The following is a 23,776-nucleotide window of genomic DNA, read 5'->3' on the forward strand; positions in this document are numbered from 1 at the left end:
AAACCCACCGATGTTGCGATGGGTTTTGTAGGCCCGGTAAGCGTAGCGCCACCGGGCAATGGGTCAGGTGCGGTCTGGTGCCCTCACCCCCAGCCCCTCTCCCACGGGAGAGGGTAGCATTCATACCGCCGTCTGGAAGATCACCCCGTCAGCCTTCTCGGTGTACTGAGAGAGCTGGTCGAAGTTCAGATAGCGATAGGTATCCACCGCCGTCTTATCCACCTGCGCCACAAAGGTCTGGTACTCTTCCGGCGTTGGCAGTTTGCCAATCAGCGCCGCAACCGCCGCCAGCTCCGCAGAGGCCAGGTAGACGTTCGCACCGGTACCTAAACGGTTCGGGAAGTTACGGGTAGAGGTGGAAACCACCGTCGCACCGTCGGCCACGCGCGCCTGGTTGCCCATGCACAGGGAACAGCCAGGGATTTCAATACGCGCCCCGCTCTTACCGAACACGCTGTAGTAGCCTTCTTCCGTCAGCTGTGCCGCGTCCATACGGGTTGGCGGCGCCACCCACAGGCGGGTCGGCAGCTGGCCCTTGTGGGTATCCAGCAGCTTACCGGCGGCGCGGAAGTGGCCGATGTTGGTCATGCAGGAGCCGATGAACACTTCGTCGATCTTATCGCCCTGCACGTCTGAAAGCAGACGCGCATCGTCAGGATCGTTTGGTGCGCACAGGATCGGCTCTTTGATATCCGCCAGATCGATGTCGATCACCGCCGCGTACTCTGCGTCAGCGTCGGCTTCCAGCAGCTGCGGATCCGCCAGCCATTTTTCCATGCCCTGAATACGACGCTCCAGCGTACGACGGTCGCCGTAGCCTTCTGCAATCATCCACTTCAGCAGCACGATGTTGGAGGTCAGATACTCGATAATCGGCTCTTTGTTCAGCTTGATGGTACAGCCTGCCGCAGAACGCTCGGCGGAGGCGTCGGTCAGCTCGAACGCCTGCTCAACTTTCAGATCCGGCAGCCCTTCAATTTCCAGAATGCGGCCAGAGAAGATGTTTTTCTTCCCTTTCTTCTCAACGGTCAGCAGCCCCTGTTTAATGGCGTACAGCGGGATCGCGTGAACCAGGTCGCGCAGCGTGATGCCCGGCTGCATTTTGCCCTTGAAGCGCACCAGCACGGATTCAGGCATGTCGAGCGGCATTACGCCGGTCGCGGCGGCAAACGCCACCAGGCCGGAGCCCGCCGGGAAGGAGATCCCGATTGGGAAACGGGTATGAGAATCACCGCCGGTGCCCACGGTATCCGGCAGCAGCATGCGGTTCAGCCAGGAGTGGATGACGCCGTCGCCCGGACGCAGGGAGACACCGCCGCGGTTCATGATGAAGTCCGGCAGCGTGTGGTGCGTGGTCACGTCAACCGGCTTAGGATACGCCGCCGTGTGGCAGAAGGACTGCATCACCAGGTCAGAAGAGAAGCCCAGGCACGCCAGATCTTTCAGTTCATCACGGGTCATTGGGCCAGTGGTGTCCTGAGAACCCACGGAGGTCATCTTCGGCTCGCAGTACGCGCCAGGACGGATACCGGCAACGCCGCAGGCGCGACCCACCATTTTCTGTGCCAGCGAGAAGCCGCGGTTGCTTTCCGCCACGTCTTTCGCCTGACGGAATACATCACTGTGCGGCAGACCCAGCGCTTCACGCGCTTTAGTGGTCAGGCCACGACCGATGATCAGCGGGATACGGCCACCGGCACGCACTTCGTCGATCAGCACGTCGGTTTTCAGCTCGAAGCTTGCCAGCAGTTCGTTGGTTTCGTGATTGCGCACTTCGCCCTTGAACGGGTAAACGTCAATCACGTCGCCCATGTTCAGGTTAGAAACATCCACTTCGATCGGCAGCGCGCCCGCATCTTCCATGGTGTTAAAGAAGATCGGTGCAATTTTGCCGCCGAGGCACAGGCCGCCGCCGCGCTTGTTCGGCACGTGCGGAATATCGTCGCCCATGAACCACAGCACGGAGTTGGTTGCGGACTTACGGGAAGAACCGGTACCCACAACGTCGCCAACGTAGGCCAGCGGGAAACCTTTTTGTTGCAGCGCTTCGATCTGTTTGATCGGGCCCACTACGCCCGGCTGATCCGGCTCGATCCCTTCACGGGCGTTTTTCAGCATCGCCAGAGCGTGCAGCGGGATATCAGGACGAGACCACGCGTCCGGTGCCGGAGACAGGTCATCGGTGTTGGTTTCACCGGTCACCTTAAAGACGGTCACGGTAATTTTTTCAGCCAGCGCAGGGCGGTTCAGGAACCATTCGGCATCGGCCCAGGACTGCATGACCTGCTTCGCGTAAACGTTGCCCGCTTTGGCTTTTTCTTCCACATCGTAGAAGTTATCGAACATCAGCAGCGTTGAAGAGAGCGCTTTGGCGGCAATCGGTGCCAGCGTGTCGTTATCCAGCGCGTCAATCAGCGGATGAATGTTGTAGCCGCCCTGCATGGTGCCGAGCAGTTCAATCGCTTTTTCAGGAGTAACCAGTGGGGAGGTGGCTTCGCCTTTGGCAACGGCGGCAAGGAATCCGGCTTTTACGTAGGCAGCTTCATCTACGCCAGGCGGTACACGGTTGATCAACAGATCTAACAGGAATTCTTCTTCGCCCTTAGGCGGGCTCTTCAGCAGCTCGACGAGCGCGGCCATTTGGGTTGCATCTAAAGGTTTGGGTACAATTCCCTCGGCGGCACGTTCTGCTACGTGCTTACGGTATTCTTCTAGCACGACGGTTCTCCTCGCTCTCATTGTCATATGCGGCGGGCGTTCTCTTCACGCTCCTGTGAGACAGCAGTTTGTAGGGTAAATGCCCGATACCGCGTCGGGCAGCATAGCAGGATTTCTGCACAGTGTTAATCTGTTTACAAAAAAGCAACATTAAATTATTTGCTGAATCGTTAAGCATGGTGTAGCGGGGAGACACGTCGACTTTCGCTCTCTTTCCCTGCGTCTTTTTTAGCCACGAGATATAATTGTGTAATAAATGCACACACTCTTTATCCGGACGCGCCGGGTGGTTTCCCAAGAAAAGTCAAAACGGTAAAACACGGGTGAATGATACTCGCGGCAACAGCAACGCCTCCCGGCACTGCACTCGTCTCGTTGGAGCCATTTTATGAAGTTGCCTTTTAAACCCCATCTTCTTGTTCTGCTTTGCAGTGCGGGACTGTTTGCCGCCTCGGGCGTCATGTTTGTTAAAAGCCGCGTAACGGAGCCTGCTCCGGTTGCACAGCCCTCTGCCCCACCGGCAGCCCAACCTGCTGCTGTCGCTACCCCGGCCTACACTGCTGCGCAAATCGACCAGTGGGTAGCCCCTGTTGCGCTTTACCCGGATGCCCTGCTGTCGCAAATCCTGATGGCGTCGACCTACCCGTCTAACGTTATACAGGCCGCGCAGTGGTCAAAGGATAACCCCAAAATGCAGGGGGATGCCGCCATTCAGGCGGTCGCCAACCAGCCATGGGATCCCAGCGTAAAATCGCTGGTCGCCTTTCCTCAGTTGATGTCGCTGATGGGCGAAAATCCGCCATGGGTACAGAACCTGGGGGATGCCTTTCTTGCACAGCCGAAGGATGTGATGGATTCAGTACAGCGGTTGCGCCTGCTGGCCCAACAAACGGGTGCGCTACAATCCACGCCGCAGCAGACGGTCACCACCGTCACAAAGGCTGCACCGACAAAAACCGCGACAACCGCAACCCCCTCCAGCCCAACGGTGATTAAGATTGAATCCGCCGATCCGCAGGTGGTGTATGTCCCTACCTATAACCCGAATACGGTTTACGGCACCTGGCCTGAACCCGCGTACCCGCCCGTCTATCTCCCGCCCTCACCCGGCGAACAGTTTACCGACAGCCTTGTTAAAGGATTAGGCTTCAGCCTCGGGGTCGCGACAACCTACGCCATCTTCAGCAATATTGACTGGGATGACGACGACTGGGATCACCATCATCACGATGATGACTGGGACAATCACGGCGGCTATAACCGTAACGGTGATAACAATATCAATATCAACGTGGATAACTTCAACAGAATCAGCGGGCAGCACCTGAACGGCAATGACCGCACCTGGCAGCACAACCCTGCTTATCGTGAAGGCGTGGCTTATCCAAATAACCAACTGGCTAACCGTTTCCACCCCACGAACGCGGCGACGGGATTAAGTGCGACCCAGCAAAGGCCGGTCAATCGCGACAGCCAGCGCCAGGCCGCTCTCAGCCAGATGGAAAAAGCGACGGGAAAAACGTTCCCACAATCGACACATACGAATGCGCGAGACGCTCAGCGTCTGGCCTCAACGCAGCAGCTTAAGCAAATATCACAGCGCAATAATTTCCGCGGGTATGACGCCAGGCCGCAAGCCGTACAACGGACCAGCGCGCCGCAGCATGAAAATCATCAGGCTCCTGAGAAGCGTATTACGCAGACGGCGCGGCACCCTGCCAGCGCACACCGCGCCAATGCCCTGAGCGGCAACGACAGCCGCTCGGCCTCCTGGCAGGCCCAGCAGCAGCGCGGGGCGCAAAGCCGCCACCTGTCGGCACAGCAGCATCCCCGACAGCGCACCGCCGACCGTACCGAACACCGCGAATTCCGTCATCGTTAAGGGAGCCGACATGAAAAGTAAACTACTCAGTGGAATAGTGTTGTTCATGGTGTCGGCTGCGGTTATGGCGCAGCAATCCTTCAGCTCGCCGGATCGGGCGACCCGCGCGCTGGCAACCGCCATCAGCGAGCACAACGAAAGCGCGATGAGCGCGCTGCTCGGCGAAAAATGGCGCGAGGTTCTGCCGCCCGAAGGGGTCGATCCCGATGCCGTGGATCGTTTTCTGAGAGACTGGAAGGTTCGCCATGAAACCGTCGTCAATGGCGACGTGGCGCACCTGGCGGTGGGCGAGAACGGCTGGCAGCTGCCGATACCGGTAATCAAAACCGCCTCAGGCTGGCAGTTCGACATGCAGAAAGCTGCTGAAGAGATCCAGACCCGCGAAATCGGTCGCAACGAGCTCGCAGCCATCGAAGCGCTTCACGCCTACGTCGATGCGCAGCAGCGTTACTTTGCACTGAACCAGAAATACGCGCAGAAAATTGTCAGTTCTGAAGGGAAAAAGGATGGGCTGTACTGGCCCGTCTCGCCAGGCGATGCGCCAAGTCCGCTTGGTCCGGCGTTTAGTCCACCACATCCGGGGGCGGGTTACCATGGCTATCGCTTCCGCATCCTGTCGGATAAGAATGGCTTTGCCATGGTTGCCTGGCCCGTGAGCTACGGTCAGACGGGGATAATGAGCTTTGTTGTAAACCAGAATGACGAGGTCTATCAGGCTGATCTCGGTAATGACTCAGCGCAGAAAGCGCAGGCTCTGTCTGAATATCACCCGGATAAAACCTGGCAGCCTGTCGCCCCCTGAACGCAGCGCATAAAAAAAGCGGCCTGAGGCCGCTTTTTTCATCTGAAGAAACTTATTTCTTCTTCGCTTTCGCGTTTGGCAGGTCAGTGATGCTACCTTCAAACACTTCTGCCGCCAGGCCCACGGACTCGTGCAGAGTCGGGTGCGCGTGGATGGTCAGCGCGATGTCTTCCGCGTCACAGCCCATTTCGATAGCCAGACCGATTTCACCCAGCAGCTCGCCGCCGTTGGTGCCGACAATCGCACCACCGATCACGCGGTGAGTCTCTTTGTCGAAGATCAGCTTGGTCATACCGTCTGCACAGTCGGACGCGATAGCACGGCCAGAAGCAGCCCACGGGAAGGTGGCGGTTTCGTAGCTGATGCCTTTCTCTTTCGCTTCTTTCTCGGTCAGACCGACCCATGCCACTTCTGGCTCGGTGTACGCGATGGATGGGATCACTTTCGGATCGAAGTAGTGCTTCATGCCGGCGATAACTTCAGCGGCAACGTGACCTTCGTGAACACCTTTGTGCGCCAGCATTGGCTGACCGACGATGTCGCCGATAGCAAAGATGTGCGGCACGTTGGTGCGCAGCTGTTTGTCAACGCGGATGAAGCCACGGTCGTCCACTTCCACGCCCGCTTTACCGGCGTCGAGGTTTTTACCGTTCGGCACGCGGCCGATAGCCACCAGCACGGCGTCGTAACGCTGTGGTTCAGCAGGGGCTTTTTTGCCTTCCATGGAAACGTAAATACCGTCTTCTTTCGCTTCAACGGCAGTCACTTTGGTTTCCAGCATCAGGTTGAATTTCTTGCTGATGCGCTTGGTGAAGACTTTAACGATGTCTTTATCAGCAGCCGGGATCACCTGGTCGAACATTTCAACCACGTCGATCTCTGAACCCAGCGCATGGTATACGGTACCCATTTCCAGACCGATGATACCGCCGCCCATCACCAGCAGGCGCTTAGGAACGGTTTTCAGCTCCAGGGCATCGGTGGAATCCCACACGCGCGGATCTTCATGCGGAATGAATGGCAGTTCGATTGGGCGAGAGCCTGCCGCGATGATCGCGTTGTCGAAGTTGATCACGGTTTTGCCGTTTTCGCCTTCCACTTCCAGGGTGTTCGCACCGGTGAATTTACCCAGACCGTTAACCACTTTTACCTTACGGCCTTTCGCCATGCCAGCCAGACCACCGGTCAGCTGAGTGATAACTTTTTCTTTCCAGGTACGAATTTTGTCGATGTCGGTTTTTGGCTCGCCGAAGACGATACCGTGTTCAGCCAGCGCTTTGGCTTCTTCGATAACTTTCGCTACGTGCAGCAGCGCTTTAGAAGGGATACAGCCGACGTTCAGACAAACACCGCCGAGGGTGCTGTAACGTTCTACGATGACGGTTTCCAGACCTAAATCCGCTGCGCGAAATGCTGCGGAGTAACCTGCCGGGCCTGCCCCAAGTACTACGACCTGAGTTTTGATTTCTGTGCTCATCATGACCTCTTAATGTATACCCGTCGTCCACCGGGTCGTTCTATCCGCCCGTATTTTACAAAATTGTTAACAATTTTGAAACAACAAACGGCTCACGAATTATCGCTTTCACCAATAACCTCAAAAGCCCCATGAGATTATCAGAAAAAAGCCGGCCGATTGGCCGGCTTTTCGATTACATCACCAGGCGGCGAATGTCGCTCAGGGTGTTGTTGATGATGGTGATGAAACGCGCACCATCAGCCCCGTCGATCACGCGGTGGTCGAAGGACAGAGAGATTGGCATCATCAGACGCGGCACGAACTCTTTGCCATTCCACACCGGCTCCATCGCGGACTTGGACACACCGAGGATAGCCACTTCCGGCGCGTTAACAATCGGCGCGAAGTGGGTGGTACCCAGGCCGCCGATGCTGGAGATAGTGAAGCAGCCGCCCTGCATTTCGCCGGCAGTCAGCTTACCATCACGCGCTTTCTTGGAGATGGTGGTCAGTTCACGGGACAGCTCGGTAATGCTCTTCTTGTTCACGTCCTTGAAGACCGGAACAACCAGACCATTTGGCGTATCTACCGCAACACCGATGTTAATGTATTTCTTCAGCGTCAGCTTCTGGCCGTCTTCGGACAGGGAGCTGTTGAAGCGTGGCATCTGCTCCAGAGCAGCGGCAACGGCTTTCATGATGAAGACCACTGGGGTGAATTTCACGTCCAGCTTACGCTTCTCGGCTTCGGCGTTCTGCTGTTTACGGAACGCTTCCAGATCGGTGATATCGGTCTTATCGAAGTGCGTAACGTGCGGGATCATCACCCAGTTACGGCTCAGGTTAGCACCAGAGATTTTCTGGATACGGCCCAGCTCCACTTCTTCGATTTCGCCGAACTTGCTGAAGTCCACTTTCGGCCATGGCAGCATGCCCGGGATACCGCCGCCAGCCGCTGCCGCAGGTGCAGCTTCGGCGCGTTTCACCGCGTCTTTCACGTAAGCCTGAACGTCTTCGCGCAGGATACGACCCTTACGGCCGGTGCCTTTCACTTTCGCCAGGTTCACGCCGAACTCGCGCGCCAGGCGACGGATCAGCGGAGTCGCGTGGACGTATGCGTCGTTTTCAGCAAACTCAGATTTTTCTGCTTTTGCAGCAGGGGCAGCGGCTGGTTTAGCAGCCTGAGCCGGTGCAGCAGCCGGTGCTGGAGCAGCCGCGGCAGCCGGAGCTGCGGCAGGCGCAGCGCCTTCCACTTCGAAGACCATAATCAGGGAGCCAGTAGACACTTTGTCGCCGGTGCTGATTTTGATCTCTTTAACGGTACCGGCAAACGGCGCAGGCACTTCCATGGAAGCCTTGTCGCCTTCAACGGTGATCAGTGACTGTTCAGCGGCAACTTTATCGCCCACTTTCACCATCACTTCGGTGACTTCAACTTCGTCACCGCCGATATCCGGTACGTTAACGTCTTTCGCACCGCCAGCAGCCGCTGGTGCAGCCGCCTGAGCCGGAGCAGCTTCCGCTTTCGCTGGAGCCGCAGCGCCTTCGGCGCCCGCCACTTCGAAGACCATAATCAGGGAACCAGTAGACACTTTGTCACCGGTGTTGATCTTGATCTCTTTCACAGTACCCGCGAACGGCGCCGGTACTTCCATAGAGGCTTTGTCGCCTTCTACGGTGATCAGTGACTGCTCAGCTTCAACTTTGTCGCCCACTTTCACCAGGATTTCGGTAACTTCAACTTCGTCACCGCCGATGTCAGGCACGTTAACGTCTTTCGCGCTCGCGGCAGCTGCTGGAGCAGCGGCGGCCGGAGCGGCTTCTTTCTTCTCTTCCTGCGCAGGTGCAGCAACTGCTGCACCGTCGGCGGAATCGAAAATCATGATCAGTTTGCCGGTCTCGGTTTTATCGCCAACGGAGACTTTGATCTCCTTAACGATGCCAGCCTGAGGAGACGGGACTTCCATAGAGGCTTTGTCGCCTTCTACGGTGATCAGCGACTGTTCAGCTTCAACTTTGTCGCCCACTTTGACCAGGATCTCGGTGATTTCAACTTCATCAGCCCCGATGTCCGGTACATTGATTTCGATAGCCATTATTCTTTTACCTCTTACGCCAGACGCGGGTTAACTTTATCTGCATCGATGTTGAATTTGGTAATTGCGTCCGCAACCACTTTCTTATCGATTTCGCCACGTTTAGCCAGTTCGCCCAGTGCTGCTACCACCACGTAGGAAGCATCAACTTCGAAGTGGTGACGCAGGTTTTCGCGGCTGTCAGAACGACCGAAGCCGTCAGTACCCAGTACGCGATAATCATCAGCTGGAACGTAAGTACGAACCTGCTCAGCGAACAGTTTCATATAGTCAGTAGACGCCACCGCTGGCGCGTCGTTCATCACCTGAGCGATGTACGGAACGCGTGGGGTTTCCAGTGGGTGCAGCATGTTCCAGCGCTCACAATCCTGGCCATCACGCGCCAGTTCAGTGAAGGAGGTGACGCTGTACACGTCGGAACCGACGCCGTAGTCTTTCGCCAGGATCTGTGCTGCTTCACGAACGTGACGCAGGATAGAGCCGGAGCCCAGCAGCTGAACTTTACCTTTGCTACCTTCAATGGTTTCGAGTTTGTAGATACCTTTACGGATACCTTCCTCGGCACCTGCTGGCATTGCCGGCATGTGGTAGTTTTCGTTCAGGGTGGTGATGTAGTAGTAAATGTTCTCTTGCGCTTCGCCGTACATGCGCTGCAAGCCGTCATGCATGATGACTGCCACTTCGTACGCGTAGGACGGATCGTAAGAGATACAGTTCGGGATAGTCAGAGACTGAATATGGCTGTGGCCATCTTCGTGCTGGAGACCTTCACCGTTCAGGGTCGTACGACCAGAAGTACCACCGATCAGGAAGCCGCGAGCCTGCTGGTCGCCTGCCTGCCAGCACAGGTCACCGATACGCTGGAACCCGAACATGGAGTAGTAGATGTAGAACGGGATCATCGGCAGGTTGTTGGTGCTGTAAGAGGTCGCAGCAGCCAGCCAGGATGCGCCTGCGCCCAGCTCGTTGATACCTTCCTGAAGGATCTGACCTTTCTCGTCTTCTTTGTAGTAAGCAACCTGCTCACGGTCCTGCGGGGTGTACTGCTGGCCGTTTGGGCTGTAGATACCGATCTGACGGAACAGACCTTCCATACCGAAAGTACGCGCTTCGTCGGCGATGATTGGGACCAGACGATCTTTGATCGACTTGTTCTTCAGCATCACGTTCAGGGCACGAACGAAAGCGATGGTGGTGGAGATCTCTTTGTTCTGCTCTTCCAGCAGCTGAGAGAAGTCTTCCAGCGCCGGCAGTTCCAGCTTCTCGGTGAAGTTAGGCTGACGAGCAGGCAGGTAGCCTTTCAGCGCCTGACGACGTTCGTGCAGGTACTTGTGCTCTTCAGAACCTTCCGGGAAGGTGATGTAAGACAGGTTTTCTACCTGCTCATCGGTCACTGGAACGTTGAAACGGTCGCGGATGTAACGCACGCCGTCCATGTTCATTTTCTTAACCTGGTGAGCGATGTTTTTACCTTCTGCGGTATCACCCATGCCGTAACCTTTGATGGTGTGGGCCAGGATTACAGTCGCTTTACCTTTGGTTTCCTGCGCTTTTTTCAGTGCAGCGTAGACTTTCTTCGGATCGTGACCGCCACGGTTCAGGGCCCAGATCTGCTCATCAGTCCAGTCTGCAACCAGTGCTGCGGTTTCAGGGTATTTACCGAAGAAGTGCTCACGTACGTACGCACCGTCTTTGGATTTGAAGGTCTGGTAGTCGCCGTCAACGGTTTCGTTCATCAGCTGGATCAGCTTACCGCTGGTGTCTTTACGCAGCAGCTCATCCCAACGACCGCCCCACATGACTTTGATCACGTTCCAGCCAGCACCCGCGAAGATGCCTTCCAGCTCGTTGATGATCTTGCCGTTACCGGTTACCGGACCATCCAGACGTTGCAGGTTACAGTTGATGATGAAGCACAGGTTGTCCAGCTTCTCACGGGTTGCGATGGTGATCGCACCTTTAGATTCTGGCTCATCCATTTCACCGTCGCCCAGGAAGGCGTAAACGGTCTGCTCAGAGGTGTCTTTCAGACCACGGTGTTCCAGGTACTTCAGGAATTTAGCCTGGTAGATCGCACCGATTGGGCCCAGACCCATAGAAACGGTCGGGAACTGCCAGAACTCAGGCATCAGTTTAGGGTGCGGGTAAGAAGACAGACCTTTACCGTGAACTTCCTGACGGAAGTTGTTCATCTGCTCTTCAGTCAGACGACCTTCCAGGAAGGCACGCGCATAGATGCCCGGAGAGATGTGGCCCTGGAAGTACACCAGATCGCCGCCATCTTTCTCGTTAGCTGCACGGAAGAAGTGGTTGAAGCACACTTCGTAAACGGTCGCTGAAGACTGGAAGGACGCCATGTGGCCACCCAGCTCCAGGTCTTTCTTGGATGCGCGCAGAACGGTCATGATGGCGTTCCAGCGGATAGCAGAACGGATACGGCGTTCCAGATCCAGATTGCCCGGGTATTCCGGTTCGTCTTCGACGGCAATCGTGTTTACGTAGTTGTTAGCCCCTGCACCTGAAGCCACTTTCACGCCGCCTTTGCGCGCTTCAGAAAGCAGCTGATCAATCAGATACTGAGCGCGCTCAACACCTTCTTCACGGATGACCGATTCGATCGCCTGTAGCCAGTCGCGAGTTTCGATCGGATCCACGTCATTTTGGAGACGTTCTGACATGGGGGTATTCCTTATCTATCTAATACGTTGATTTGTCTGGAACCTGTCCCATTGTATTTTCCCCAGAAAACACAATAAGACAGGTTCTGCGTTTAGTTGCCGCGCTCTAAAAGTACCTGGCGCTTAATCCTTTCGTTGCTGTATGCGGCGTAATGAACGTTCGCGACGCGATTGTTCACGGCTGCGGTCCAGCAAGATTTCCTCAATGAAAGCCAGATGGCGGTGCGACGCTTCACGCGCCTGCTCCGGTTCCCCGGCCATTATCGCCTCGAATACTCGGGTGCGATGGTTGCTTACCAGCGGGAGCATCTCCCGACGGGCATACAACAATTCAAAATTCTGACGAACGTTCTGGGCCAGCATCGGCTCCATGCAGCGTAGCAGATGGAGGAGCACCACGTTGTGTGCTGCTTCGGTGACGGCAATTTGATACTGGACGACGGCGCTGGACTCGGCGTCTAAATCGCCGGACTGCTGTGCCCGTTCAATGGCCTGATGCAGCTCGCGAATACGCACGCGATCTTCATCAGTGCTGCGAAGGGCGGCGTAATAGGCCGCAATACCTTCCAGCGCGTGACGGGTCTCAAGCAGATCAAACTGGGATTCTGGGTGGTCAGAGAGAAGTTCGACCAGCGGATCGCTGAAGCTCTGCCACAGGCTGTTTTGCACAAAGGTTCCGCCACCCTGGCGACGGAGCAACAGGCCCTTTGCTTCGAGACGTTGAATCGCCTCACGCAGAGAGGGACGTGAAACGTCGAACTGTTTGGCCAGCTCGCGTTCTGGCGGGAGCTTCTCGCCCGGGCGCAGTGTCCCTTCGAGAATTAAAAACTCCAGCTGCTGCTCAATCACATCGGAAAGTTTTGGTTGGCGAATTTTGCTGTAGGCCATATTCCCTGTCTTACGCCTTTTTGCCCGGAGTCAATTGGTCTTACCAATTTCATGTTCGTATCGCTAAAGTAACAAAGTATTCACCTTCTGTCCATATTGGTTTTGATTGAAATCAGTAAACCCGGCAGATTTTAACAACCTTACAGAACTAACGTTTCAGGAATGTAACTTTGCACAAATGAAATGGTTACTCCCAAAGAGGCAGTTTTAACCATAATTAAACGAGGGTTATTGCAATCTGAAGCGATTCAACAGGGCAAAATATGAAAATTCGCCCGCTTTTGACGCATTTCTATTCTATAGGTTGGGTATGAGGGGTTAACGTACCGATTTACAATTGGTTTCTTTTTATTCAAGTCGTCTTCATCCCTTCATAAAGCAGGTGCATTCGGCTGCGCTTACCACTATTCTGGCGCTAACGGAAGCCATCTCCGCTTTTTTCGGTATCGTTAACCGTAAAGAAATAAATACAGAATATGGACTTTCATAATTACACACGCACAGCGTGAACATAACAACCACACACGAGGTTTCAAATGGAAGCTCAACAGCATGGCGATCAGCTAAAGCGCGGCCTTAAAAACCGCCATATTCAGCTCATCGCCCTGGGCGGTGCTATTGGTACTGGCCTGTTTCTGGGCAGCGCATCCGTAATCCAGTCTGCCGGTCCAGGCATTATTTTGGGTTACGCGATTGCGGGTTTCATTGCTTTTCTGATTATGCGCCAGCTGGGTGAAATGGTCGTTGAGGAGCCGGTCGCAGGCTCGTTCAGCCACTTTGCCTACAAATACTGGGGCAGCTTTGCAGGCTTCGCCTCCGGCTGGAACTACTGGGTTCTGTACGTTCTGGTTGCTATGGCCGAGCTAACCGCGGTTGGGAAGTACATTCAGTTCTGGTATCCGGAGATCCCCACCTGGGCGTCAGCCGCGGCCTTCTTCGTTATCATCAACGCCATTAACCTGACCAACGTAAAAGTGTTCGGCGAGATGGAGTTCTGGTTTGCGATTATCAAAGTCATTGCCGTGGTGGCGATGATCATCTTCGGCGGCTGGCTGCTCTTCAGCGGCAACGGCGGCCCGCAGGCCACCGTACGCAACCTCTGGGAACAGGGTGGCTTCCTGCCGCACGGCATGACCGGCCTGGTGATGATGATGGCGATCATTATGTTCTCTTTCGGTGGTCTGGAGTTGGTGGGCATCACCGCTGCCGAAGCCGACAACCCGGAGCAGAGTATCCCGAAAGCCACTAACCAGGTTATCTACCGTATTCTGATCTTCTATGTGGGCTCCCTGGCGGTACTGCTCTCCCTGCTGCCATGGACGCGCGTCACGGCGGATACCAGTCCGTTCGTGCTGATCTTCCACGAGCTGGGCGACACCTTCGTAGCGAACGCGCTTAACGTCGTGGTGCTGACTGCCGCGCTCTCTGTTTATAACAGCTGCGTTTACTGCAACAGCCGTATGCTGTTCGGCCTGGCGCAGCAGGGCAACGCGCCGAAAGCGCTGCTCACCGTTGATAAGCGTGGCGTACCGGTTAACACCATTATCGTGTCGGCGGTCGTGACGGCGCTGTGCGTGCTGATTAACTACCTGGCCCCGGAATCGGCCTTCGGCCTGCTGATGGCGCTGGTGGTTTCCGCGCTGGTGATCAACTGGGCGATGATTAGCCTCGCGCACATCAAGTTCCGCCGCGCCAAGCAGCAGCAGGGCGTAACCACTCGCTTCCCTGCCCTGCTCTATCCGCTGGGGAACTGGGTTTGCCTGGTGTTCATGGCGGCCGTGCTGGTTATCATGCTCATCACCCCCGGCATGGCGATTTCCGTTTACCTGATCCCGGTCTGGATTGCGATCCTCGGCGTGGGCTATCTGGTGAAGCAGAAAAATGCCAAAACGGTGAAAGCGCACTAAGTGTTTTCTCGCTGCGCCCGTCCTGCCGGGCGCAGCGTCTTGTTACCTTCCTCACAAATTCACGCCAACAGCAAAATCATCCATATCACCGCCCTTATACTGCAACGCATATATTCGTTTGCCAGCGAATAATTCTCTCCATACCGAAACCCGGAGAGCTGTCGATGAATAACAACAAACTGTCAGTAAAAGAAAAGATCGGCTATGGCATGGGTGACGCCGGATGCAACATTATCTTTGGCGCCATCATGTTATTTGTTAACTATTTTTATACGGATATTTTTGGTCTTGCGCCTGCGCTGGTTGGCGTTTTGCTGCTTTCTGTACGCGTCATCGATGCCGTAACGGACCCGATCATGGGCGCGATAGCCGACCGTACCCGCAGCAAATATGGCCGGTTTCGTCCATGGCTGCTGTGGATTGCCTTCCCCTATGCGCTGTTCAGCATCCTGATGTTTACCACGCCCGACTGGAGCTATAACAGCAAGGTTATCTATGCGTTCGTCACCTATTTCCTGCTGTCGCTGACCTATACCGCCATCAACATCCCGTACTGCTCGCTCGGGGGCGTGATCACCAACGACCCGAAAGAGCGCGTTGCCTGCCAGTCCTATCGTTTTGTGATGGTCGGTATCGCCACGCTGCTGCTCTCCTTAACGCTGCTGCCGATGGCCGACTGGTTCGGCGGGGATAACAAAGCCAAAGGCTACCAGATGGCGATGACCGTGCTGGCGCTGGTGGGTACCTGCATGTTCCTGTTCTGCTTCGCCACCGTGCGCGAGCGCGTACGTCCGGCGGTGCAAACCCATGATGAGCTGAAAAATGATCTGAAGGACGTGTGGAAGAACGACCAGTGGGTGCGTATTCTGCTGCTGACGCTGTGCAACGTCTGCCCGGGCTTTATCCGCATGGCGGCAACCATGTATTACGTTACCTGGGTAATGGGTCAAAGCACCCATTTTGCCACGCTGTTTATCAGCCTGGGCGTTGTCGGCATGATGTTTGGCAGCATGCTGGCGAAAGTGCTGACCGACCGCTGGTGTAAGCTGAAGGTCTTCTTCTGGACCAACATCGCGCTGGCGATCTTCTCCTGCGCCTTCTACTTCTTCGACCCGAAAGCCACCGTCACCATCGTGGTGCTCTACGTCCTGCTCAACATCCTGCACCAGATCCCCTCCCCGCTGCACTGGTCCCTGATGGCCGACGTGGACGACTACGGCGAATGGAAAACCGGGAAGCGCATCACCGGGATCAGCTTCTCCGGCAACATCTTCTTCCTCAAGCTGGGCCTGGCGATTGCCGGTGCGATGGTGGGCTTCCTGCTCTCCTGGTACGGTTACGACGCGGGGGCGAAAGCGCAGAGCGCGGATGCCATCAACGGCATCGTGCTGCTCTTTACCGTCATTCCAGGCGTCGGGTATCTCATAACCGCTGGCGTGGTGCGTCTGCTGAAGGTTGACCGGGAGACGATGAAGCGGATCCAGGAAGACCTGGAGAAGCGCCGCATTAACTATCGCGAGCTGAACGAGTATCAGGAAATCAGCGCCGCTGAGACTAAATAAGGAAAGCCGAATGCAAACCTGGCCAAACCCGTTTATTGAACAACGCGCCGACCCGTACATCCTGCGCCACGACGGGCAATATTACTTTATCGCCTCCGTGCCGGAGTACGATCGGCTGGCGATCCGCCGCGCGGACTCGCTGGAAGGTTTACGTGATGCCGAAGAGGTGGTGGTCTGGCGCAAGCCTGACGCCGGCCCGATGAGCCAGCTGATCTGGGCACCCGAACTGCACCACATTGACAACAAGTGGTACATCTATTTTGCCGCCACGCATACGCAGGCGCTCGACAAGCTGGGGATGTTCCAGCACCGCATGTTCGCGCTGGCGTGCGCCGACGGCGATCCGCTCACCGGGTCGTGGGTGGAAAAAGGGCAAATCAAAACGCCTTTCGACACCTTCGCGCTGGACGCCACCACCTTTGTTCATCAGGGCAAACGCTGGTACCTGTGGGCGCAAAAAGCCCCGGATATTTCCGGTAACTCCAATCTTTACCTGTGTGAAATGGAAAATCCGTGGACGCTGAAGGGAGAACCGGTGATGCTCAGCAAGCCGGAATATGACTGGGAGTGCCGTGGGTTCTGGGTTAACGAAGGCCCGGCAGTGCTGTTCCACGGCGATAAGCTGTTCATCAGCTACTCCGCCAGCGCCACCGACGAAAACTATTGCATGGGATTACTGTGGATAGACGTGAATGCCGATCCGCAAAACCCGGCTAACTGGCAGAAATCCCCGCGCCCGGTGTTCGTCACCAGCTATGAAAACCGGCAGTATGGGCCAGGCCATAACAGCTTTACGCAGACCCCTGAGGGCGACGATGTGCTGGTCTACCACGCGCGAAACTACACTGAAATTGAAGGCGATCCGCTGTACGATCCCAATCGCCACACTCGCCTGAAGCGCGTCCGCTGGGACGAAAACGGGATGCCTGATTTCGGCATCCCGCCTGCGGATACGCTGTAACGGCTTCGGCGCGCTGGCTTAGACCAGCGTGCCGTAAATCGTCAACAGCGCCACAACCACCACCACCACAAACGACGTTTTCTTCGCCATCGAGACAGCTGCTTTTGGCGTTTCGACTTTGTCCGCGTGCGGCTCACGCGCCAGTGAGAACTGCGCCAGGCGGGTTAACACCTGATACTGCGACGTATGGCGGTCCGCAAGGGAGGCAAACCACGCGGGCAGCGCTTTTTCGCCGTGACCGATAAGGGCATAGACCACGCCCACCAGACGCACCGGGATCCAGTCAAGCACGTGCAGAATGGCATCAATGCCGGAAAGCAAACGCTCATGCGGGGTCAGATAACGGGCAAGCCAGGTCTGCCAGGCGCGCAGGAACGCATAGCCCATCAGCAGAACCGGCCCCCACGGGCCGCCCACCACAAACCAGAACAGCGGCGCCAGGTAATAACGGAAGTTAATCCACAGCAGCGCGTTTTGCAGCTCGCGCAGGAACTCACGTTCATCGCAGTCCGGCGGCACGCCGTGGATCATCGTCAGCTCGCTTGCCATCGCGCCGCGCGCGTGGGCATCGTCCCGTGAGGCGGCTTTCAGGTAGGCATGATAGTGCATACGCACCTTGCCCGCGCCGATGCACAGCACGCCCAGCAGGATCCACACCACCAGCAGCGGCACGTTGAAAAAGAGGCCGTAAAGCGCGCGCAGCAGCAGGAAGGTAATGACCATCACACCGGCCGTCATCAGCAGCGTGCGTAGCATAGAAAAATGCCTGATGCGGCGGAATAACACTTCCAGCCGGTGATCCAGATGCCAGTGCTCGCCGAGCTTAAACAGGCGTTCGGCGATCATAACCAGCAGCATGGTAAACAACGTCATGTTATCTCCTTATCTGACGACGTGGTAAGCATGGCGTGAAACCGGGACCAGTCAAACGCCGGGCCGGGGTCAGTTTTTCTTTCGGGGGCGATGTCGCTGTGGCCCGTAATAATGTCTGCAATGGCGGGATAAAGCCCGACTAACGTTTTCGTCACAGCAACCAGTTTCTGATATTGCGCATCGGTGTAAGGCGTGGTGTCGGTGCCTTCCAGCTCTATTCCAATGGAAAAATCGTTGCAGCGCTCGCGTCCTTTGTACATCGACACGCCCGCATGCCAGGCTCGCTTATCAAAGGGAACATACTGAACCACTTCGCCGTCACGACGGATCAGGCAGTGCGCCGATACGCGCAGGTGTGCAATCTCAGCAAAGAAAGGGTGGGCATCGGGATCTATCGTTCCAGTGAATAACGCGTCGATCCACGGACCGCCAAATTCACCCGGCGGGAGACTAATGTTATGAACCACCAGCAGTGTGGGTTTTTCATCCTCCGGGCGGCAATCGTGGTGCGGCGACGGTACATGTCGCGCGTCCACCAGCCATCCGTTTTCTAACAACATGCTGGAACTCCTTATCTATGGTGCAGTTACTCGGTTCAGAGTAGCATGTTTCAATATTATGATTCGTTACCAATTTGGAGTTTTATCATGCCGCCTCGCCGCTATAACCCCGACCACCGACGTGACGCGCTTCTGGAACGTATTAATAGTGATATTCCGACAAGCGTTGCCCATGCTCTGAAAGAAGACTTGGGCGGCGACGTCAGCGCCGATAACGATATTACCGCCCAATTGTTGCCAAAAGAGACACGCTCGCACGCGGTCATCATCACCCGCGAAGACGGCGTATTTTGCGGCAAACGCTGGGTTGAGGAGGTCTTCACCCAGCTGGCGGGCGACGAGGTGCAGGTAACATGGCACGTTAACGACGGCGATACGGTCAGTGCGAATCAGCCCCTTTTCGAGCTGGACGGTCCGTCCCGCGTCTTGCTGACCGGCGAACGCACCGCGCTCAACTTTGTGCAAACGCTCTCTGGCGTCGCCAGCGAAGTGCGCCGCTACGTTGACCTGCTGGCAGGTACCCGCACGCAGCTGCTGGACACCCGTAAAACCCTGCCTGGCCTGCGCACCGCGCTAAAATACGCCGTGCTCTGCGGCGGCGGCGCAAACCATCGTCTGGGCTTATCCGACGCCTTCCTGATCAAAGAGAACCACATTATTGCCTCTGGCTCGGTGCGCAAGGCAGTAGAAAAAGCCTTCTGGCTGCATCCGGATGTGCCGGTCGAAGTAGAAGTGGAAAATCTGGACGAGCTGGACGAGGCCATCAAGGCGGGGGCTGACATCATCATGCTCGATAACTTCGACACGGAGCAGATGCGTGAAGCGGTCAAACGCACAAACGGCCAGGCGCAGCTGGAGGTGTCCGGCAACGTGACGTTCGACACCCTCCGTGAATTTGCTGAAACCGGCGTCGACTACATCTCCGTTGGCGCGCTGACCAAGCACGTACGCGCCCTCGACCTCTCGATGCGCTTCAAATAATTTGCCCTTCCCCTCTCCGCCCGGAGGGGGGAAATACGAAACCGCTCGCAATTACGCTGTCCATCTCTGCAACGCTGAATCATTTCCCTGAAAGCCCCTTCACGTTCACGCTTTTGCCCCTCGTTTCTGCGTCCCGGCACTGCCAGAGTAGCGCCACCTAACGTAAGGAGCAGACATGAACAGACAACAAGGATTTACGCTGATTGAGCTAATGGTCGTCATTGGCATTATTGCCATCCTGAGCGCGATTGGCGTCCCGGCCTACCAGAACTACCTGCGAAAAGCGGCGCTCACCGATATGCTGCAAACGTTCATTCCCTACCGTACCGCCATTGACCTTTGCGCCCTGGATCGGGGGGGCGTGGATCGCTGCGACGCAGGCACCAATGGCATTCCCTCTCCGACAACCACGCGTTACGTTTCGGCGATGAGCGTAGCAAAGGGGGTCGTATCGTTAACAGGGCAGGAAAGTCTTAACGGACTCGAAGTGCTGATGACGCCGATCTGGAGCGACGGTAACGGTATGACGGGCTGGACGCGTGACTGCAAAATTGCGTCCGACAGTGCGCTCAGACAAGCCTGTGAAGATGTTTTCCGCTTCGACACCAACTGACAGGAGTGGGCAATGAATACCGAACAGCTTATGACGCTCTGTCAGCGCCATCACGCACTGCTGCTCGCAAGCGACACCGACACGATCAGCATTGCGGTGGTGGGTAACCCTGCCTCTGAGCTGATGGAGGCGTTACGCTTCGCCACACAGAAGCGTATTGATATCGAGTGCTGGACGGCCGAGCGGATGGAAAAACGGCTACAGCCCGTCTCATTATCACATCTGCCGGGCATAGCGCCAAACTCAGCCGCAGATGTGCTCAACACAACGTTGCAGCAGGCAGTAAACCAGCGTGCCTCCGACATCCATATTGAACCGACCGACAACGGCTACCAGATCCGGTTGCGAATTGACGGCGTTCTCTACCCGCAGCCGCCGATCCCTGCCGCCCTCGGGACGACGCTTGCCGCACGCCTGAAGGTGCTGGGCCAGCTGGATATTGCAGAACGTCGGCTGCCGCAGGACGGTCAGTTTACGGTGGAGCTGGCAAGCGTCCCCGTCTCTTTTCGTATCGCAACCCTTCCCTGTAGCGGTGGAGAAAAAATCGTGCTCCGCCTGCTTCATCAGGTACAGCAAGCTCTGGAGCTTGAACAGCTGGGGATGAGCGCAGACCAGCAGGCCCGTTTTGCCGGAGTGCTTAACAGCCCTCAGGGTTTAATTCTGGTCACCGGCCCGACCGGTAGCGGGAAAACGGTGACGCTGTACAGCGCGTTGCAGGCCAGGAATACCCCTGACGTCAATATTTGCAGCGTGGAAGATCCGGTGGAAATTCCCCTTGCAGGCTTAAACCAGACGCAGATTAATCCGCGCGCGGGGCTGACCTTTCAGAGCGTGCTGCGCGCGCTGCTCAGGCAGGATCCTGACATCATTATGGTGGGTGAAATTCGCGACGGCGAAACGGCAGAAATTGCGATTAAGGCCGCGCAAACCGGGCATCTGGTGCTGTCCACCCTTCATACTAACTCGACGACTGAAACGCTGGTCAGGCTGCAACAGATGGGCGTCGCACGCTGGATGATCTCCTCGGCGCTCTCGATGGTGATTGCCCAGCGGCTGGTACGCCGTTTATGTCCGTACTGCCGGCAGGAAACCGGCCGCCACGCCGAACTGCCGCGCACGCTGTGGCCCCGTCCGCTTCCTCGCTGGCAACCCACCGGCTGCGATCGCTGCTATCACGGTTTTTACGGTCGCGTAGCCATTTTTGAAGTGCTGGTCATTGACGATGCGCTCCGTCAGGCCATTGCCAGCGGAGCAAGTACGGAGGTGATTGGCTCCAGCGCACGACAGGCGGGAATGGCCTCTTTGTTTGAGCATGGCTGCATGGCCGTGGAGCAAGGGCTGACCACGCTCGAAGAGCTGTTGCGCGTACTGGGAATGCCCGATGGCTGCTAATTCGCTCTGGCGCTGGCGTGCTCTTACCCCCGAGGGGGACGTGCAAACGGGCACCCTCTGGGCCATAGACCGTGACGCAGCTTTCACCGCACTGGTGCTTAAACAGCTGCACCCGCTGGCGCTCAAGCGCTGTCAGGGACGCCACCGATGGCAGGTGGAGCACTGCTACGAGATTTTTCGCCAGCTCGCCACGCTGTTACAGGCCGGACTCACGCTGTCCCAAAGCCTGCAAATGCTGGCGGAACAGCATCCTTTGAAACAGTGGCAGGCGCTGCTGCACAGTCTTGCTGATGACCTCAGTGAAGGCTGCGCCCTGTCAGAGGCCATGAAGAAATGGCCTGAGGTGTTCAGTCCCCTGTATGTCTCCATGGTGAAAACGGGTGAGCTGACGGGAAAGCTCGAAGCGTGCTGCCGTCAGCTTGCGCAGCAGCAGAAATCCCAGCAGCAGCTCAATGCAAAGGTAAAGAAAGCGCTGCGCTATCCAACGATCATTCTGACGCTGGCCGTTTTCGTGGTGCTGGCTATGGTCACGCTGGTGTTGCCCGAGTTTGCTGCAATCTACAAAACGTTTAACACCCCGCTGCCCTTGCTCACGCAGGCAGTCATGGGGCTGGCGGCCTTTGTTCAGACGCATGTTCTTACCCTTGTCGCCCTGCTCATCATATTGGCTATCATCGCCTTTAAACTGCGGCGGCACCCGCACTGGCAGTATGTCTTGTTACACGTACCGGTAATGGGCACGCTGACGCGCGGACAAAAGCTGGGACAAATTTTTACCGTGCTGTCATTAACCCAGCAGGCCGGCATTACCTTTTTACAAGGGCTGGAAAGCGCGGAGGAGATCGTTGAGCGTGGCTACTGGCAGGAGAAACTCCGCGCGATACGCAGCAATATCGAACAGGGCATGCCCGTGTGGTCCTCCTTCCAGAAGGCCTCTGTTTTTACGCCACTGTGTATTCAGCTCATTCGCACCGGCGAAATATCGGGTTCGCTTGATGTAATGCTGATGAATCTGGCCCGTCACCATACGGAGCAGACATTTCAGCAGGCAGACAATCTGGCGGCGCTGCTTGAGCCTCTGTTACTTGTCGTGACGGGACTGATTATCGGCACGCTGGTGGTGGCGATGTATCTGCCGATTTTTCATCTGGGGGATGCAATGAGCTTGGGGTAGCGCTGGCGCACGGATGCGCGCCAGCCGTAGCCGTCAGAGGCTATTAAATACGCGGTTTTCCTGCTCCTGAACGCGGATAAACGTCGTGCGTTTAGTCAGCTCTTTCAGGCGGGAAGCCCCAACGTAGGTACAGGCGGAGCGCAGACCGCCGAGAATATCGCGCGCCGTGTTCTCGACCGGGCCACGCAGCGGCAGCTTAACGGTTTTGCCTTCCGCCGCACGGTATTTGGCTACGCCACCCACGTGACGGGTCATCGCAGATTCAGAGCTCATGCCGTAGAACAGCATGAATTTCTCGCCGTTTTCTTCCACCACGGTACCGCCGCTCTCTTCGTGGCCTGCCAGCATGCCGCCGAGCATCACGAAGTCTGCGCCGCCGCCAAAGGCTTTCGCGACATCGCCCGGCATGGTGCAGCCACCGTCGCTGATGATTTGGCCGCCCAGACCGTGCGCGGCGTCAGCGCATTCAATGACCGCAGACAGTTGCGGATAACCCACACCGGTTTTCACGCGCGTGGTGCATACGGACCCCGGGCCGATGCCCACTTTCACAATGTCGGCACCGGAGAGGATCAGCTCTTCACACATTTCACCGGTCACCACGTTGCCCGCGATGATGGTTTTGGTTGGCCAGGCTTCACGCGCCTTGCTGACGAACTGGACGAAATGCTCGGAATACCCGTTTGCCACGTCAATGCAGACAAAATTCAGCGCAGGATTCGCGTTCAGGATCTGTTTGGTTTTCTCGAAGTCGGCATCAGACGTACCGGTCGAGACCATCACATGCTTCACCACGTCAGCGGAGGCTGAGGCGACAAACGCATTCCACTCCTCAGGGCTGTAGTGTTTGTGTACCGCAGTAAGGATGTCGAATTGCGCCAGTGCGGTCGCCATCTCGAAGGTCCCGACCGTGTCCATGTTGGCCGCGATAATCGGCACGCCAGACCACGTCTGACCGGAATGCTTAAAGGTGAATTGACGTTCAAGTTCAACGTCTGAGCGACTTTTCAGTGTAGAGCGTTTAGGGCGGATAAGAACGTCTTTAAAACCTAACTTCAGATCTTCTTCGATACGCATGTGCGGATTCCTGGGGTTAGAGGCAAATTTATTAAAAGCACAACTCCAGTGACGCTATCATACGCACTAATACCTGCTCCGCAAGACTGCGAAATTCTCTTTTTTTACGCTACAATCCTATAAATTTACCTGGTAAAAAGCGGGTAAAGAGAGC

Annotated in this window: 17 protein-coding genes; 9 read left to right on the forward strand and 8 right to left on the reverse strand. The window is 56.4% G+C overall.

Going from position 1 to position 23,776, the window contains the following annotated elements:
- Positions 1-120: 120 nt before the first annotated feature.
- Complete coding sequence (acnB, locus tag INF58_RS01285) at positions 121-2,718, reverse strand: bifunctional aconitate hydratase 2/2-methylisocitrate dehydratase (RefSeq protein WP_193526833.1); 2,598 nt, start codon at positions 2,716-2,718, stop codon at positions 121-123.
- 388 nt (positions 2,719-3,106) lie between these two features.
- Between acnB and INF58_RS01290 the strand changes: the two genes are divergently transcribed.
- Positions 3,107-4,600 carry a DUF3300 domain-containing protein gene (locus INF58_RS01290; protein WP_193526834.1) on the forward strand — a complete coding sequence of 498 codons (1,494 nt, stop codon included), beginning with the start codon at positions 3,107-3,109 and terminating at the stop codon, positions 4,598-4,600.
- A gap of 10 nt (positions 4,601-4,610) precedes the next feature.
- Positions 4,611-5,402, forward strand: coding sequence for a DUF2950 family protein (locus tag INF58_RS01295; RefSeq protein WP_193526835.1), 792 nt, complete (start codon positions 4,611-4,613; stop codon positions 5,400-5,402).
- Positions 5,403-5,454: 52 nt separating this feature from the next.
- Here the strand turns inward: INF58_RS01295 and lpdA are convergent, their stop codons facing one another.
- The 4 genes from lpdA to pdhR all read right to left on the reverse strand — a co-directional run bounded on the left by lpdA (position 5,455) and on the right by pdhR (position 12,522).
- Entirely contained in the window at positions 5,455-6,879 is a 1,425-nt protein-coding gene (gene lpdA / locus INF58_RS01300) for a dihydrolipoyl dehydrogenase (protein ID WP_063450636.1), read from the reverse strand.
- 175 nt (positions 6,880-7,054) lie between these two features.
- Positions 7,055-8,956, reverse strand: a complete 1,902-nt coding sequence (gene aceF / locus INF58_RS01305; RefSeq protein ID WP_193526836.1) for a pyruvate dehydrogenase complex dihydrolipoyllysine-residue acetyltransferase — start codon at positions 8,954-8,956, stop codon at positions 7,055-7,057.
- Positions 8,957-8,970: 14 nt separating this feature from the next.
- Positions 8,971-11,634, reverse strand: a complete 2,664-nt coding sequence (gene aceE, locus INF58_RS01310) for a pyruvate dehydrogenase (acetyl-transferring), homodimeric type (RefSeq protein WP_063867468.1) — start codon at positions 11,632-11,634, stop codon at positions 8,971-8,973.
- Between the two features lie 123 nt (positions 11,635-11,757).
- The gene (pdhR, locus tag INF58_RS01315) at positions 11,758-12,522 is read right to left on the reverse strand and encodes a pyruvate dehydrogenase complex transcriptional repressor PdhR (protein ID WP_006173806.1); all 765 of its coding nucleotides are present in this window, start codon (positions 12,520-12,522) and stop codon (positions 11,758-11,760) included.
- Between the two features lie 536 nt (positions 12,523-13,058).
- Between pdhR and aroP the strand changes: the two genes are divergently transcribed.
- The 3 genes from aroP (at position 13,059) to INF58_RS01330 (ending at position 16,952) form a co-directional block, all read left to right on the forward strand.
- Entirely contained in the window at positions 13,059-14,429 is a 1,371-nt protein-coding gene (gene aroP, locus INF58_RS01320) for an aromatic amino acid transporter AroP (protein WP_063450640.1), read from the forward strand.
- Positions 14,430-14,593: 164 nt separating this feature from the next.
- Positions 14,594-15,991 carry a glycoside-pentoside-hexuronide (GPH):cation symporter gene (locus tag INF58_RS01325; protein WP_193526837.1) on the forward strand — a complete coding sequence of 466 codons (1,398 nt, stop codon included), beginning with the start codon at positions 14,594-14,596 and terminating at the stop codon, positions 15,989-15,991.
- Between the two features lie 10 nt (positions 15,992-16,001).
- Positions 16,002-16,952 carry a family 43 glycosylhydrolase gene (locus INF58_RS01330; RefSeq protein WP_193526838.1) on the forward strand — a complete coding sequence of 317 codons (951 nt, stop codon included), beginning with the start codon at positions 16,002-16,004 and terminating at the stop codon, positions 16,950-16,952.
- A gap of 18 nt (positions 16,953-16,970) precedes the next feature.
- Here the strand turns inward: INF58_RS01330 and ampE are convergent, their stop codons facing one another.
- The gene (gene ampE, locus INF58_RS01335) at positions 16,971-17,825 is read right to left on the reverse strand and encodes a beta-lactamase regulator AmpE (protein ID WP_064910129.1); all 855 of its coding nucleotides are present in this window, start codon (positions 17,823-17,825) and stop codon (positions 16,971-16,973) included.
- A complete protein-coding gene (ampD, locus tag INF58_RS01340; RefSeq protein WP_193526839.1) occupies positions 17,822-18,385 on the reverse strand; it encodes a 1,6-anhydro-N-acetylmuramyl-L-alanine amidase AmpD in 564 nt (187 codons plus the stop codon). Before ampD ends, ampE begins: the two co-directional genes overlap by 4 nt.
- Before the next feature lie 87 nt (positions 18,386-18,472).
- On the opposite strand from ampD, the gene nadC reads away from it, so the two are divergent.
- The 4 genes from nadC to hofC all read left to right on the forward strand — a co-directional run bounded on the left by nadC (position 18,473) and on the right by hofC (position 22,545).
- Positions 18,473-19,366, forward strand: coding sequence for a carboxylating nicotinate-nucleotide diphosphorylase (gene nadC, locus INF58_RS01345; RefSeq protein ID WP_193526840.1), 894 nt, complete (start codon positions 18,473-18,475; stop codon positions 19,364-19,366).
- 175 nt (positions 19,367-19,541) lie between these two features.
- Positions 19,542-19,979 (forward strand): prepilin peptidase-dependent pilin, encoded by a 438-nt coding sequence (gene ppdD, locus INF58_RS01350; RefSeq protein ID WP_193526841.1) that lies wholly within the window; start codon positions 19,542-19,544, stop codon positions 19,977-19,979.
- Positions 19,980-19,991: 12 nt separating this feature from the next.
- A complete protein-coding gene (gene gspE, locus INF58_RS01355; protein WP_193526842.1) occupies positions 19,992-21,371 on the forward strand; it encodes a type II secretion system protein GspE in 1,380 nt (459 codons plus the stop codon).
- Positions 21,361-22,545, forward strand: coding sequence for a protein transport protein HofC (gene hofC / locus INF58_RS01360; protein ID WP_193526843.1), 1,185 nt, complete (start codon positions 21,361-21,363; stop codon positions 22,543-22,545). Before gspE ends, hofC begins: the two co-directional genes overlap by 11 nt.
- Positions 22,546-22,578: 33 nt before the next feature.
- Here the strand turns inward: hofC and INF58_RS01365 are convergent, their stop codons facing one another.
- Complete coding sequence (locus tag INF58_RS01365) at positions 22,579-23,622, reverse strand: GMP reductase (RefSeq protein ID WP_022647054.1); 1,044 nt, start codon at positions 23,620-23,622, stop codon at positions 22,579-22,581.
- Between the last annotated feature and the right edge of the window lie 154 nt (positions 23,623-23,776).

The sequence above is a fragment of the Enterobacter cloacae complex sp. P24RS genome, assembly GCF_014982165.1.
In the GTDB taxonomy this organism is placed as follows: Bacteria; Pseudomonadota; Gammaproteobacteria; order Enterobacterales; family Enterobacteriaceae; genus Enterobacter; species Enterobacter quasihormaechei.

Bases quoted from the DNA above. Each gene is read 5' to 3' on its own strand.
- INF58_RS01290 (WP_193526834.1), top strand. From the start codon at position 3,107: ATGAAGTTGCCTTTTAAACCCCATCTTCTTGTTCTGCTTTGCAGTGCG.
- INF58_RS01295 (WP_193526835.1), top strand. From the start codon at position 4,611: ATGAAAAGTAAACTACTCAGTGGAATAGTGTTGTTCATGGTGTCGGCT.
- ppdD (WP_193526841.1), top strand. From the start codon at position 19,542: ATGAACAGACAACAAGGATTTACGCTGATTGAGCTAATGGTCGTCATT.
- ampD (WP_193526839.1), bottom strand. From the start codon at position 18,385: ATGTTGTTAGAAAACGGATGGCTGGTGGACGCGCGACATGTACCGTCG.
- ampE (WP_064910129.1), bottom strand. From the start codon at position 17,825: ATGACGTTGTTTACCATGCTGCTGGTTATGATCGCCGAACGCCTGTTT.
- hofC (WP_193526843.1), top strand. From the start codon at position 21,361: ATGGCTGCTAATTCGCTCTGGCGCTGGCGTGCTCTTACCCCCGAGGGG.
- INF58_RS01330 (WP_193526838.1), top strand. From the start codon at position 16,002: ATGCAAACCTGGCCAAACCCGTTTATTGAACAACGCGCCGACCCGTAC.
- lpdA (WP_063450636.1), bottom strand. From the start codon at position 6,879: ATGAGCACAGAAATCAAAACTCAGGTCGTAGTACTTGGGGCAGGCCCG.
- INF58_RS01365 (WP_022647054.1), bottom strand. From the start codon at position 23,622: ATGCGTATCGAAGAAGATCTGAAGTTAGGTTTTAAAGACGTTCTTATC.
- INF58_RS01325 (WP_193526837.1), top strand. From the start codon at position 14,594: ATGAATAACAACAAACTGTCAGTAAAAGAAAAGATCGGCTATGGCATG.
- pdhR (WP_006173806.1), bottom strand. From the start codon at position 12,522: ATGGCCTACAGCAAAATTCGCCAACCAAAACTTTCCGATGTGATTGAG.
- aceE (WP_063867468.1), bottom strand. From the start codon at position 11,634: ATGTCAGAACGTCTCCAAAATGACGTGGATCCGATCGAAACTCGCGAC.
- aroP (WP_063450640.1), top strand. From the start codon at position 13,059: ATGGAAGCTCAACAGCATGGCGATCAGCTAAAGCGCGGCCTTAAAAAC.
- gspE (WP_193526842.1), top strand. From the start codon at position 19,992: ATGAATACCGAACAGCTTATGACGCTCTGTCAGCGCCATCACGCACTG.
- nadC (WP_193526840.1), top strand. From the start codon at position 18,473: ATGCCGCCTCGCCGCTATAACCCCGACCACCGACGTGACGCGCTTCTG.
- aceF (WP_193526836.1), bottom strand. From the start codon at position 8,956: ATGGCTATCGAAATCAATGTACCGGACATCGGGGCTGATGAAGTTGAA.